The 12,265-nt window shown below is 42.3% G+C and carries 12 protein-coding genes; 9 read left to right on the top strand and 3 right to left on the bottom strand.

Translation table 11 applies throughout. From position 1 onward, the window contains the following. Positions 1 to 549, top strand: a complete 549-nt coding sequence (rfbC, locus tag VS868_RS06985; RefSeq protein WP_345599670.1) for a dTDP-4-dehydrorhamnose 3,5-epimerase — start codon at positions 1 to 3, stop codon at positions 547 to 549. Next, the gene (gene rfbD / locus VS868_RS06980) at positions 546 to 1,388 is read left to right on the top strand and encodes a dTDP-4-dehydrorhamnose reductase (RefSeq protein WP_345599669.1); all 843 of its coding nucleotides are present in this window, start codon (positions 546 to 548) and stop codon (positions 1,386 to 1,388) included. Before rfbC ends, rfbD begins: the two co-directional genes overlap by 4 nt. Here rfbD and VS868_RS06975 read toward each other — a convergent pair. Further along, the gene (locus tag VS868_RS06975) at positions 1,376 to 2,035 is read right to left on the bottom strand and encodes an SRPBCC family protein (protein WP_345599668.1); all 660 of its coding nucleotides are present in this window, start codon (positions 2,033 to 2,035) and stop codon (positions 1,376 to 1,378) included. The genes rfbD and VS868_RS06975 overlap by 13 nt on opposite strands. A gap of 175 nt (positions 2,036 to 2,210) precedes the next feature. Here VS868_RS06975 and VS868_RS06970 point away from each other — a divergent pair, with 175 nt between their 5' ends. Next, positions 2,211 to 3,200: a UDP-glucuronic acid decarboxylase family protein gene (locus VS868_RS06970; protein WP_266069753.1), complete on the top strand. Its 990-nt coding sequence runs from the start codon at positions 2,211 to 2,213 to the stop codon at positions 3,198 to 3,200. A gap of 63 nt (positions 3,201 to 3,263) precedes the next feature. After that, positions 3,264 to 4,043 carry a glycosyltransferase family 2 protein gene (locus VS868_RS06965; protein ID WP_345599667.1) on the top strand — a complete coding sequence of 260 codons (780 nt, stop codon included), beginning with the start codon at positions 3,264 to 3,266 and terminating at the stop codon, positions 4,041 to 4,043. On the opposite strand, the gene VS868_RS06960 is transcribed toward VS868_RS06965, so the two are convergent. Continuing rightward, on the bottom strand, positions 4,032 to 5,339 hold the full coding sequence (locus VS868_RS06960) for a phenylacetate--CoA ligase family protein (RefSeq protein ID WP_345599666.1): 1,308 nt from the start codon (positions 5,337 to 5,339) through the stop codon (positions 4,032 to 4,034). The two genes, VS868_RS06965 and VS868_RS06960, sit on opposite strands and share 12 nt — an antisense overlap. Positions 5,340 to 5,429: 90 nt before the next feature. Between VS868_RS06960 and purD the strand changes: the two genes are divergently transcribed. Continuing rightward, complete coding sequence (gene purD / locus VS868_RS06955) at positions 5,430 to 6,701, top strand: phosphoribosylamine--glycine ligase (protein ID WP_345599665.1); 1,272 nt, start codon at positions 5,430 to 5,432, stop codon at positions 6,699 to 6,701. Here purD and VS868_RS06950 read toward each other — a convergent pair. Next, positions 6,698 to 6,928, bottom strand: a complete 231-nt coding sequence (locus tag VS868_RS06950; RefSeq protein ID WP_266069760.1) for a uracil phosphoribosyltransferase — start codon at positions 6,926 to 6,928, stop codon at positions 6,698 to 6,700. The genes purD and VS868_RS06950 overlap by 4 nt on opposite strands. A 40-nt stretch (positions 6,929 to 6,968) precedes the next feature. Between VS868_RS06950 and VS868_RS06945 the strand changes: the two genes are divergently transcribed. From VS868_RS06945 to VS868_RS06930, 4 genes are all read left to right on the top strand, one after another. Continuing rightward, positions 6,969 to 7,889 carry a DUF6427 family protein gene (locus VS868_RS06945; protein WP_345599664.1) on the top strand — a complete coding sequence of 307 codons (921 nt, stop codon included), beginning with the start codon at positions 6,969 to 6,971 and terminating at the stop codon, positions 7,887 to 7,889. Between the two features lie 112 nt (positions 7,890 to 8,001). Beyond that, positions 8,002 to 8,613, top strand: coding sequence for a DUF4254 domain-containing protein (locus VS868_RS06940; protein ID WP_266069762.1), 612 nt, complete (start codon positions 8,002 to 8,004; stop codon positions 8,611 to 8,613). Positions 8,614 to 8,622: 9 nt separating this feature from the next. After that, positions 8,623 to 9,660, top strand: coding sequence for a glycosyltransferase family 9 protein (locus VS868_RS06935; protein ID WP_345599663.1), 1,038 nt, complete (start codon positions 8,623 to 8,625; stop codon positions 9,658 to 9,660). 185 nt (positions 9,661 to 9,845) lie between these two features. Next, positions 9,846 to 12,092 (top strand): GH92 family glycosyl hydrolase, encoded by a 2,247-nt coding sequence (locus tag VS868_RS06930; protein WP_345599662.1) that lies wholly within the window; start codon positions 9,846 to 9,848, stop codon positions 12,090 to 12,092. Positions 12,093 to 12,265 lie beyond the last annotated feature (173 nt).

Below are 12,265 nucleotides of genomic sequence, written 5' to 3'. Positions count from 1 at the left end.
ATGTTAGAAATTGAACAGACTCCTTTAAAAGATTGTTTTTTGCTGAAACCTTCAGTTTTTCGGGATCACCGCGGCACGTTTCTGGAAAGCTTCAGCCAAAGGAGATTTGAAGAGGTAACAGGCCTGGAAATGGAGTTTGTGCAGGATAACCAATCATCTTCCAAAAAAGGTGTTTTGAGAGGCCTTCATTTTCAGAAGGGAAAATATGCGCAGTCAAAATTGGTGCGGACTGTGGTGGGGAAGGTTCTGGATGTTGTAGTAGACCTTCGGCCAGATTCCCCAACCTACAAAAAGTCATTTAAAGTGGTTTTAAGCGACGAAAACCATCATCAGCTCTTCGTGCCTGCCGGATTTGCTCACGGTTTTCTCACACTGTCTGAAATATCGGTATTTGCATATAAATGTGACCAGTACTTTCACAAAGATGCCGATGCCGGTGTTTATTACAATGATCCTACTTTCAATATAGATTGGGAATTTCCTGAAGATGAGCTCATCCTTTCAGAAAAAGATGCTCATCTTCCCACTTTTAAAGAACTGGGGCTATGAAAATTTTGGTCACCGGGGCAGGAGGACAGTTAGGGAAATGCTTTAAAGAGGCTTCTCTAAAGTACCCTGATCTCAATTTTACCTTCACAACTTCAGATGATCTCGATCTTTCACAATTTGCTGTCGTGGGAGCTTATATGCGCAGGGAGAAATTTGATATCTGCATCAATTGTGCTGCCTACACAAATGTAGAACAGGCCGAAAAGGAGCAGGAAATGGCTTACCTTTTAAATGCTGAAAGTGTGAGAAATCTTGCCAGAGATTGTGAGGAAACCGGCTGCACGCTTATTCACATCTCTACAGATTATGTGTTTAATGGAAAGAAAGATTCTCCATATTCCGAAGAAGACGCTACTGATCCGCTGAATGTCTATGGTGCATCGAAGTTGCTGGGGGAGCAGTATATCCAGGAAGCTACAAACCGATATCTCATTTTCAGGACCTCATGGTTATATTCAGAAATCGGGAAGAATTTTTTCAACACCATCAGGTCAAAAGCCAGGGCAGGTGAAACTTTAAATATCACTACTTCCCAAAAGGGAACTCCGACTAATGCTCACGATCTTGCTGCTTTTATTCTGGAGATCATTGCAACAGGCAAGATAAACTTTGGTTTGTACCACTACAGTAATCTGGGAGAGGCCACTTGGTTTGATTTTGCCAAAGAAATCCTTGACATCACTGGTTCTGATGTAGAGTTGATTGAAAACAATGACTACCAGACACTCGCCGTGAGGCCGTCTTACAGTGTACTGAATAAAGAAAAGGTACAACAGGTTTTTAACCTGCCTATTCTTCACTGGAAGGAGAGCGTAAAGAAGCTCTGTCAAAAGTTGTAATCCCTCTCAATGAACCATTTAAAGTGGCGTACATCCTCTTCAACCATATCTTCAAAAACAGGATTTAAAAGACGGGCCGCACTTTCTCCGGGTATTCCACCAGGGGCGTGATAGGAGATCACAATGTGTAGCTCTGTTCCTTCCCCCGCATCGCGAAATTCTACTTTTCCGGCATTCTCAATAGATGAACCCGGTAAAGATTGCCAGCCCAGCAGTTCAAAAGGTCTTTCCTTTACAATTTCACTTTTCCACCTTAGCGTTCCAACATGTCCCGGTAAATGGGCTTCCCAAACAGAAATACTGTCGTTTAGACTTTCCACGCTTTCAAGGTGCTCCATGAACAGCGGAAGGTTTTCAAGGTTCCGCCAAAAGTTATAGACTTCTTCCCGGGGTTTATCCACTACTAAACTCAGCTGAATATTTACATTACGACTGCGATTGTCGGGTTTGGTTTTTCCAATGGCGTTATACAGAAAACAATTTCCCGAGATCCCCCTGTATAGCAGGTAACCGGCAATAACAGCTTCAATGCCGCTTTTCTTTTCCTTTCCCAATGCATCATAAAGAAAATAGGCTCCTGCCAGGAAGGAAGCCCCTCTTTCGGCATCGCTTACATTGGTGTTGAGGTGTCGTAAAAAATTTCTCATAGGTAATAATTTTCTGTTGTTAGCCTAATTTACTCATATTGCGGGCAATGCTTAGTTTCAGTTTTGCTTAAATTGGGTTAAATTATTCTTAAATACAACATTAACTGCTGCTGCTGTACCTTCAGGAACAGCTGTATCCCTTAAATTTTATTACTTTCGAGGGTAAAACCAACCAATGAAGAAAAGAATCCTCATCACCGGGGCTGCAGGATTTCTGGGTTCCCACCTGTGTGATAAATTTATAAATGAAGGTTACCATGTGATTGGAATGGACAATCTTATCACAGGTGACAAAAGAAACATTGAGCATCTTTTTAAGCTGGAGAATTTTGAGTTTTACCATCATGATGTGACCACTTTTGTGCATGTACCGGGAGATCTGGACTATATTTTGCATTTTGCATCTCCTGCCAGTCCCATAGATTACCTTAAGATCCCTATCCAAACCCTAAAAGTGGGCTCTTTGGGAACTCACAACCTTTTAGGGCTCGCCATGGTTAAAAAGGCGAGGATCCTTATTGCTTCTACTTCGGAAGTTTACGGAGACCCGCTGGTACATCCCCAAACCGAAGAATACTACGGCAACGTGAACACTATTGGCCCCCGCGGCGTATATGATGAAGCTAAAAGATTTCAGGAATCTATTACCATGGCCTATCACCGTTTTCACGGACTCGAAACCAGGATAGTGCGAATCTTTAATACCTACGGGCCCAGAATGAGGTTAAACGACGGGCGTGTGATCCCTGCATTTATCGGCCAGGCTTTGAGAGGGGAAGACCTTACCGTTTTTGGAGATGGTTCACAAACCAGGTCTTTTTGCTATGTAGATGACCAGGTAGAGGGAATATACAGGCTGTTGCTAAGTGACTATGCCTATCCCGTGAATATTGGAAACCCGCATGAGATCACAATTAAAGATTTTGCTGAAGAAATCATCAGGTTGACAGGAACAGATCAAAAGATCATATACAAACCCTTGCCCGAAGATGACCCTATGCAGCGGCAGCCCGATATTTCTAAAGCTAAAGAGGTTTTGGGCTGGGAGCCCCAAGTGTCACGTAGCGAAGGGATGAAAAAGACCTACGAATATTTTAAAGATCTTAGTGAGGAAGAACTCTATAGAAGTGAACATAAAGACTTCTCAAAACATATCCGAAAATAGCATTTTTGAGGCCTTATGTTTTGGCTGTTCCGCAGGAATTTTTATAATGGCTAAAACCTGAAAATGATGAAAAAGTCTTTGGTTTCTGTCATTATGCCGGCTTATAACGCTGCCGGTTTTATTGCTGAAAGTATTCGCTCTGTACAGCAGCAAACCCATTCTAACTGGGAATTGCTAATAATTGACGACGCCTCGCATGATGCTACTTCAAAAATTACTGAAGGTTTCATTGCCGAAGATGACCGCATTAAACTGCACGTACTGCCCACAAACCAGGGCGCCGGTTTCGCCCGAAATATTGGTATAAAAGCGGCTACAGGAGATTTCATCTCCTTTCTGGATGCCGATGACCTCTGGAAGCCCCAAAAGCTGGAAAAGCAGCTTAAACTAATGCAGGAGGAGCAAGTAAGGGTTTGCTATGGCAGCTATGAACTCATGGGTGAAGATGGTGAAAGCCTGAATAAACAAATAAAGGCACTCAAAACCCTCACTTTTTCAAAACTTAAGAAAGCAAATTATATTGGCAACCTCACTGGAATCTATGATGCCCGATCGCTGGGGAAGATCTATTGTCCGCTTATCAGGAAAAGGCAGGATTGGGGCCTTTGGCTGTTGGCAGTGAGAAAAGCAGGTGGCGCCAAAGGAATTGAGGAACCGCTCGCCATCTACCGGGAACGCAGAGGCTCAATTTCCCAGAACAAAATGGAGATGCTTGGGTATAACTATAAGGTTTATAGGGAGGTGCTCAAATATTCAGCTGTAAAAAGCCTTTTTTGGATGGTATTGTTCCTGTGGGAGCAACTTTTTGTGAAACAGAAACAGAAAGTCTCCTTACACAAGTGATTCAAACTGCTTCAGCTTTCCTCTTTTGCTTCGGTCAAGCAGCAGTTTATGTTCAAAGCTTAGGTTTAGCCCTTTTTCGAGGTAAGTTTCCATAGCAGCTTCGATCTTTTTCTTTTGAGGCGGCTTTAATTCATCTTCAGAAACATAAATCACTTTAAAAGAGCCGGGAGCAGTCTGCTGCACAATAAATTCTTTGATATTTCCGCTGTTTTCAATCACAGTTTTGGTGACGTAATAGAAAGTTAGGCCGGGTACTACTTTTCCGCTCGGTAAAAAGGCAACATCATTTGTCCTTCCTAAAAGTTTCTTCAAAATGCCCTTTTTGACACTTGAGTTTTCAGCAAGAGCACCGCTGTCGCCAATGTCGTATCGAATAAAAGGATGCGCTTTGTTGTAGAGCGAGGTAATTACGATGCGTCCCTCTTCGCCCGGGGCTACGGCTTTGCCTGTCTCGTCCAGAATTTCCACAAAAAGGGTTTCGCTGTTGAGCACCAATTCCCCTGCGGTATTCTGAAATGCCAGCAGCCCCAGTTCACTCGCGCCGTATTCATTAACAATTGGTATCCCAAAGGTCTTTTCCATAAGTTTCCTGTCTTCCTCAAACAACATTTCGCTGGTGACAATGCAAAGCCTCAGGCTGGGACAAATATTCTTTAGAACCAGGTTCTTTTTCTGAAGGAATTTAGCAAAGAGCAGGATAGAGCTGGTGTAGCCGTTTATGTATTCAAAAGGCCTTTTCTGAAACTTCAGCAGGAATTCTTCCATCTTTTCATCATTAAGATTGAAAATGGGAAACCGGTATCTCCTGCCAAAGTAATCTTTTAGCCGTTCTTTGAAATAGCCATACTGGTCAAAGGGAATTCCGTAGAAGCGGGCCTGTAAAGATTTGTCGAGATCAATATTGTACCAGCGGTAACGGTCGTAGAATTCGGCCCACGAGAGGGCGTGGCAAAATTTGTCTTTGGCAAAAATGAAAGGATGACCGCTGGAGCCGGAAGTCTTTCCAACATAGCTGTTCCCGGCGTTAAAACCTTTGATGAAGCGTTCTTTAAGAGGTCGTTGCAGGTCTTTCTTCTGCATTACCGGCACCTCTTCCCAGGTGTTGAATTCACTGCTTCCGAAGAAATCGCGGTAAAATGGATTGTGCTTTAAATGGTGTTCAACAATTTCTCTTTTTCTTTCCCCGACATAGGTTTTATATTCTTCCTCCGGAATATTCCGGATCTCTTCAAGGACTTTTTTGGCAGTCTTTATAGGAAAACGGTTGAGTTGTAAGGAGAGGCTGAACCAGTTCAAAGTTGAAATTAAAATTGTTTTTTACGCCAATTAGTTAGCGCTTCAATTTACAAACAATTATTTTTGAGCCAAGAAAGAAAACATACACCTATGAATATTCTCATCCTTGGTTCAGGAGGCCGCGAACATACTTTCGCACATCAACTATCTCAAAGCAGTCACTGCGATAAACTCTTTATAGCACCCGGTAACGCCGGCACCTCGGCTATAGCTACAAATGTAGCGGTGAGTGTCAATGATTTTGAAGCTGTAAAAGAGCTGGTGCTAAGGGAAAAAATTGAGATGATGGTGGTGGGGCCAGAAGATCCCCTGGTTAATGGTATCGTTGATTTTTTCAGGCAGGATGAGCAATTGAAGCAGGTAGCGGTAATTGGCCCGTCAAAGAGAGGTGCCTTGCTGGAAGGAAGTAAAGAGAGAGCCAAGGAGTTTATGGCCATGCACAACATTCCTACTGCGGCGTATGAGAGCTTTACTAAAGAAAGTCTTGCCGCCGGAAAGGAATTTCTTACCACCCTCAAGCCACCGTACGTGCTAAAAGCTGATGGTCTTGCTGCCGGAAAAGGTGTCCTGATCCTGAATTCCCTTGAAGAAGCACAGAATGAACTGGAAAATATGCTCACCCAAAATAAATTTGGATCTGCCGGAAATACCGTGGTGATCGAAGAATTCCTGGAGGGGATTGAGCTCAGTGTTTTTGTACTTACCGATGGAAAGAATTATAAGATCCTGCCAACAGCAAAGGATTATAAGCGGATTGGCGAAGGAGACACAGGCCTAAATACCGGCGGAATGGGTGCAATTTCACCTGTTCCTTTTGCCGATGATGTTTTTATGCAGAAGGTTGAAGAGAGGATTGTAAAACCGACTATTGCCGGGCTTGAAGCCGAAGATATTGACTATAAAGGTTTTGTTTTTATTGGTCTTATTAAAGTTGGAGAAGAGCCTTATGTTATTGAATACAACGTAAGAATGGGTGATCCCGAAACAGAGGTTGTATTACCCAGGGTAGAATCTGATCTTGTTGAGGTATTTCAGAAAATTTCTGAAGGGAAACTGAGTGAAATTGAGCTTAAGGTGAAGGAAGAAGCTGCAGCTACTTTAATGCTGGTATCTGGCGGATATCCTGAAGATTACGAAAAGGGAAAAGAAATTACCGGTCTTAATGACATCGACGGATCAATCGTTTTTCACGCAGGAACTGTAGAAAAAGATGGAAAGGTCTTAACCAATGGTGGCCGTGTTATCGCTATCACCTCTTTTGGAAAAGATTTCCGGGAGGCCATAAAAAAATCTTATCAAAATGCAGAAAAACTTCATTTTGATAAGATGTATTTTAGGAAGGATATAGGTTTTGACCTCTAGCCCAGGAAAGAATGGGCGCTGGTTTCGCGCTTTTCCTCGTTACGGTCGTTGAATTTCTTTAGCTGCAACATCCAGTAAATAAAAGCTGCTGCCGCAATTAACATAAAGATCCAGTTTACAGCGTTTGCCAACCACCAGCTATCCAGTTCTAAATTGGCAAGCCCGTTGAACGGTGCGAACAGGTAATCTTCAAAAATGGTCTGTATCCCCTCGAAAAAATCCTTCATAGTAGCTATATTTAACTCCACAAAAATATAAAAAACCCTAATGCTAACAAGCTTTTTTAGCAATTCAAGGCCTATTAACTTCATTGTAGTGGCCGTGTACATCTTTATTTTTTATCTTTTTGCTAACCTGCAGGCACTGTTTTCAGCGCCTTTTTGGGTCATTTGGCAGGAGGTAGGAATGTTCCTGATACTGGTGCTGAGTGTTTTTATTCTCAATTTTATTTCGGGAAGAAATGAGCTTACGGGGCGAAATGCCTATAAAAGTATTTTGTTTGCAGGTTTTCTTTGCATGTTTAGCGCTGCATTGCAAAACAATGATGTTATAATAGCCAATTTATTTCTACTCCTTGCGCTGCGCCGCATCCTGTCTCTTAAATCACAGCGTGAAACAGTGAAAAAAATCTTTGATGCAACTTTCTGGATAGGGGTAGCATCGCTCTTTTATTTTTGGAGCATTCTTTTCTTATTCGTGGTCTACTTTGGCCTTCTGGTACATGTGGGGCACAGGTTTAAAAACTGGCTGGTGCCGGTGGCGGCCCTTCTGGCACTGCTCTCCATTGTTACAAGTGTAGATCTTTTAATTACCGACACCTTCTACACCCTGGCCGACTGGACCCAGGCAATTAACCTCGATTTTGAGCAATACCGCAATCTGTCCCTTCTCATTCCTTCGGCTTTTCTCTTTGCGCTTACCCTGTGGTCATCTTTTTTCTATGTTCTTATCATTCAAAAAGCCAGTGCCAACGCCAAATCTTCCCTGTTCATAATTTTATTTTGTGCCGGGGTGGCTTTAACTGTTGGGGTCCTGGCACCTACCAAAAATGGCAGTGAATTGATGTTTTTCTTCGCGCCATTAGCAATTATGGTAACCAATTACTTTCAAAGTATGAAAGACCAGTGGTTCAAAGAAATGTTGTTTCTCACCATAATCCTGCTGCCCGTGCTGCTTCTGCTGCTGTAACAAAGCTTCAGAAGATTGAAAATCACCCTTCAAAAAATCTAAAAATCCGGTACCTTTGCCAGAATTGTTAATCGGTGGTTTTTCTTCCGAAGAACCTCTAAAATTTCAGCATATGTTTTCAGATAAAGCAAATAAGATCTTTCAGGAAGTAATAGAGAAGTATCATGAGATAAACACGGTAGGGCAGGAGTTTCACAACCCTTTCGATGAGAAGGAACAGCTCCTGGAGCACCTTTTGTACCGCAAGTGCTGGATAGATACCGTGCAATGGCATTATGAAGATATTATTCGCGATCCAAACATTGATCCTGTTGCAGCGCTTAAGCTAAAAAGGCAAATTGATGCCTCAAACCAGGATCGTACCGATATGGTGGAATACCTTGACAGTTACTTTCTTGACAAGTATAAAGAAGTGGAGCCAAAGGAGGATGCGACGATCAATTCTGAAAGCCCCGCCTGGGCTATTGACAGGCTTTCTATCCTGGCGCTCAAGATCTATCACATGAACGAAGAGGCCAATCGCGTTGATGCCGGGCAGGAACACATGATTAAATGCCAGGCAAAGCTCGATGTCTTGCTGGAGCAGCGTGTAGACCTTTCTACAGCAATCAATCAGTTACTCGGCGATATCGCCAGTGGTGATAAATACATGAAGGTGTACAGGCAAATGAAGATGTACAACGATGATGATCTTAACCCTGTTTTAAGAGGGGCTAAAAAATAGCATTTTTGGATGGAAAGACCGCACCACATTTTAGTTATACGCCTCTCGGCCATGGGAGATGTGGCGATGATGGTGCCTGTTCTCAAAGCTTTTACTGAAAAATATCCCGATGTTAAGCTCACCCTGCTTACCCCACGGTTTTTCGCCCCCATGTTCAAAGATCTTTCTAATGTTCAGATTTTTGAAGCTGAAGTAAAAGGAAGACACAAAGGCATCTTCGGACTCAAAAGGCTTTCTTCGGAATTGCTCGACCTTAAAATTGATGCCGTTGCCGACCTTCACAATGTACTGCGGTCTAATATTCTGAAGTTGTTTTTTAAACTGAAGGGAATCCCGGTACGCCAGCTGGACAAAGGCCGGAAGGAGAAAAAAGCCCTCACCCGCAGCAATAACAAGATCTTCGAACAACTGAAGGCAACCCATGAGCGGTATACTGAAGTTTTTGATAAACTTGGCTATCCTGTTGACGTAAGTGCTGTGCAGGTACTGCAAAAGCAGGAATTGACCGAAAATCTTAACGCTATAACAGGGGAAAAGGATAAGAACTGGATAGGAATTGCACCTTTTGCCCAGCATGCTTCCAAGGCTTATCCCGAAGATCTCATGAAAGAGGTTTTACTGAAGCTTCAAAAAGGGCAAAATTTGAGGATATTTTTGTTCGGGGGAGGTAAAGAAGAAACCGGGAAACTGGCCGCGTGGGAGAAAGAATTTCCCAATGCTGTTTCAGTAGCCGGGAAGTTATCTTTTGAAGAAGAGCTTTCTCTTATTTCAAACCTTGATCTTATGCTGGCAATGGACAGCGGTAACGGACACCTCGCAGCCAATTTTGGAGTGCCGGTGATCACTATTTGGGGGCTCACTCATCCCTACACCGGATTCGCCCCATTCCGTCAACCCGAAACAAACTCCCTGCTGCCCGATCTTCAGAAATACCCCGCTATTCCCACCTCCATCTACGGAAAAGACATTCCGCAGGGATATGAAGAGGTGATGAGGAGCATTCCGCCGCAAAAGGTAGTGGAAAAGATTAATGAAATATTGAACTGACATTTGAAGGCTTCAGAACTAAATTCCAAACACCAAATTCTAAATACCAAAAAGGGGTTCCAAAAATGTCATTTTTGGAACCCCTTTTTTAAAGTGAGAAGTCTCATATCAATATCTCAATAAATAGCTGGGTTGAAATGTTTATTAAATTTGCCATTTTTGAGTAGAAAATCCTTATATAGATTATGAACAAAAACGTCCTTTCCTTATTGAGCCTCGGTGTCTTCTTCCTCTTTTCCTGTAATCGTGATATGCACAAGGAACCATCTAATGAGGCGCAGGTAACAACATTTGTTGATCCGTTTATTGGAACTGGTGGGCATGGCCATACCTATCCAGGTGCCACCGTACCCTTTGGAATGATCCAGCTAAGTCCCGATAACGGGAAACAAGGTTGGGACTGGTCTTCGGGTTACCACATTTCTGACACCCTTATAGTGGGCTTCAGTCATTTGCACCTTAGTGGTACCGGAATCGGAGATTTGGCCGATTTGCTTTTTATGCCTGCCAACAAGAAGATCGATTTAACCACTCCGGTTGAAACAAGGGACGATATTCCGTACAAATCTGTTTTTAGCCATTCAAAAGAAGAGGCATCTCCCGGTTACTACAGGGTTTTTCTTGAAGATCCTGAGGTAGAGGTGGAGTTGACAGCTTCTGCGAGAACAGGCTATCAAAAATATAAATATAGCCAGGCAGGAGAACAATCGGTAATAGTTGATCTCGGGTTTGCCATTAACTGGGACACCCCGCTGGCAACCAAAATAACGATTGAAGACGATTACACTATAAGCGGATTTAGACACAGTACCGGGTGGGCAAAGAATCAAAAAGTATTTTTTGTTGCAAAATTTTCCAGTCCTATTGTTTCAAAATCATTAGTTAGTGATGGCCAGGAAGTAAATGAAAATAGCGCGGAAGGGGCTAAAACTGCTACCCAGTTATTTTTTGATTTAGAAAAAGCTAATGAACTGCAGGTAAAATTAGCGTTGTCTTCGGTGAGCATAGAGAATGCGAGACAGAATCTGGATAATGAAAAAAGCGATTTTGACGTTGCCAAAAATGAGGCTGCTGCATTGTGGGAAGATGCTTTAAAAGGTATCAAAGTGGAGACGAAAGAGGATTCTCTTAAAACAATATTCTATACTGCCTTGTATCACACTAAAGTGGCACCAGTTATATTTAGTGATAAGAATGGAGAATTCCGTGCTTCAAATGACAGTATTTTAAAGGCACAGGATTTTACTGCCTACACCACGCTTTCTTTATGGGATACTTTTAGGGCACAGCAACCGCTACTCACTTTGACCGATCCTGATAAAGTTTCAGATATCATAAAATCAATGCTGGCGTATTATAAAATTGAAGGAGCGCTGCCGGTCTGGACGCTTTATGGAAATGAAACCAATACAATGACAGGGTACCACTCTATACCGGTTATTGCCGAGGCCTATTTCAAGGGAATAAGAGATTTTAATGTTGCAGAGGCTTATGAAGCCATGAAAAACACCATGATGCAGGATCAACGCGGATTAAAGTTTTATAAAGAATACGGCTATATACCGTTCCGGGAACTTGATGAATCTGTGACTTACGCCCTTGAATATGCATATAACGACTGGTGTGTTGCTCAAATGGCAAAAGCTTTAAATAAACCCGAAGATTATAAATACTTTTCGAATCGAGCCAAAGCATATCAAAAGTTGTTTGATGCTGAAACTGGTTTTATGAGAGGAAAGAGTGAAGATGGTAAATCCTGGAATACACCGTTTGATCCAAAATTTTCCAGTCACATGGAGAATACAGATTATACCGAAGGTAATGCATGGCAGCATAGTTGGTTTGTTTTACATGAACCCCAGGAGCTAATTGAACTTCACGGCGGAGCAGAGAATTTCAGCAGTAAACTGGAGCAACTTTTTACTGAAGATTCAGAAATTAAGGGAGAAAATGCTTCAGCAGATATATCGGGACTTATTGGCCAGTATGCTCATGGGAATGAGCCAAGCCATCATATTGCATATTTATTCAACAAAGCAGGTAAACCCTGGCGAACGCAATTTTGGGTAAGGGAAATTTTATCAACACAATATTCTACGCAACCTGATGGTTTGAGCGGGAATGAAGATGCCGGGCAAATGTCTGCCTGGTATGTTTTTAGTTCTATGGGCTTGTATCCTTTTAATCCGGCTGCTGCCGAATATGAAATTGGAAGTCCTCTTTTTGAACAATCTGTAATTAAGTTGCCAGAAGGAAATACTTTTACAATAAAGGCCGTAAATGTTTCTGATGAGCATCGATACATCCAATCGGCCACATTAAATGGTAAGGATTTTAATCGAACAACAATATCTCATTCAGAAATTATTGACGGGGGTGAATTGATTTTTCAAATGGGGAGAGAGCCCAACAAAAATTGGGGGCTTAAGTAGTGACAAAAAAGATATTTAGCAAAAGCTCAACAAGGCAAGAAATATTAAAGTACCGGGTTTTAAAAGCTCCGGTATTTTTTGCTCTAACAGGTGCAAATGGCTTTCAATAAAACGCTGCCTGAAATTGCCATTTTTGAAACCCTTGTGAATAGACATTTAGCCTTGCATGGTCT

Origin of the sequence: Salinimicrobium sp. 3283s (genome assembly GCF_039602225.1) — a bacterium.
GTDB classification, from domain to species: Bacteria; Bacteroidota; Bacteroidia; order Flavobacteriales; family Flavobacteriaceae; genus Salinimicrobium; species Salinimicrobium profundisediminis.
This window is presented reverse-complemented; position numbering and strand designations above follow the sequence as displayed.

Excerpts from the sequence above, each read along its gene's own strand:
- rfbC (WP_345599670.1), top strand. The coding sequence starts at position 1 with ATGTTAGAAATTGAACAGACTCCTTTAAAAGATTGTTTTTTGCTGAAA.
- rfbD (WP_345599669.1), top strand. The coding sequence starts at position 546 with ATGAAAATTTTGGTCACCGGGGCAGGAGGACAGTTAGGGAAATGCTTT.
- VS868_RS06975 (WP_345599668.1), bottom strand. The coding sequence starts at position 2,035 with ATGAGAAATTTTTTACGACACCTCAACACCAATGTAAGCGATGCCGAA.
- VS868_RS06970 (WP_266069753.1), top strand. The coding sequence starts at position 2,211 with ATGAAGAAAAGAATCCTCATCACCGGGGCTGCAGGATTTCTGGGTTCC.
- VS868_RS06965 (WP_345599667.1), top strand. The coding sequence starts at position 3,264 with ATGATGAAAAAGTCTTTGGTTTCTGTCATTATGCCGGCTTATAACGCT.
- purD (WP_345599665.1), top strand. The coding sequence starts at position 5,430 with ATGAATATTCTCATCCTTGGTTCAGGAGGCCGCGAACATACTTTCGCA.
- VS868_RS06950 (WP_266069760.1), bottom strand. The coding sequence starts at position 6,928 with ATGAAGGATTTTTTCGAGGGGATACAGACCATTTTTGAAGATTACCTG.
- VS868_RS06945 (WP_345599664.1), top strand. The coding sequence starts at position 6,969 with ATGCTAACAAGCTTTTTTAGCAATTCAAGGCCTATTAACTTCATTGTA.
- VS868_RS06940 (WP_266069762.1), top strand. The coding sequence starts at position 8,002 with ATGTTTTCAGATAAAGCAAATAAGATCTTTCAGGAAGTAATAGAGAAG.
- VS868_RS06935 (WP_345599663.1), top strand. The coding sequence starts at position 8,623 with ATGGAAAGACCGCACCACATTTTAGTTATACGCCTCTCGGCCATGGGA.
- VS868_RS06930 (WP_345599662.1), top strand. The coding sequence starts at position 9,846 with ATGAACAAAAACGTCCTTTCCTTATTGAGCCTCGGTGTCTTCTTCCTC.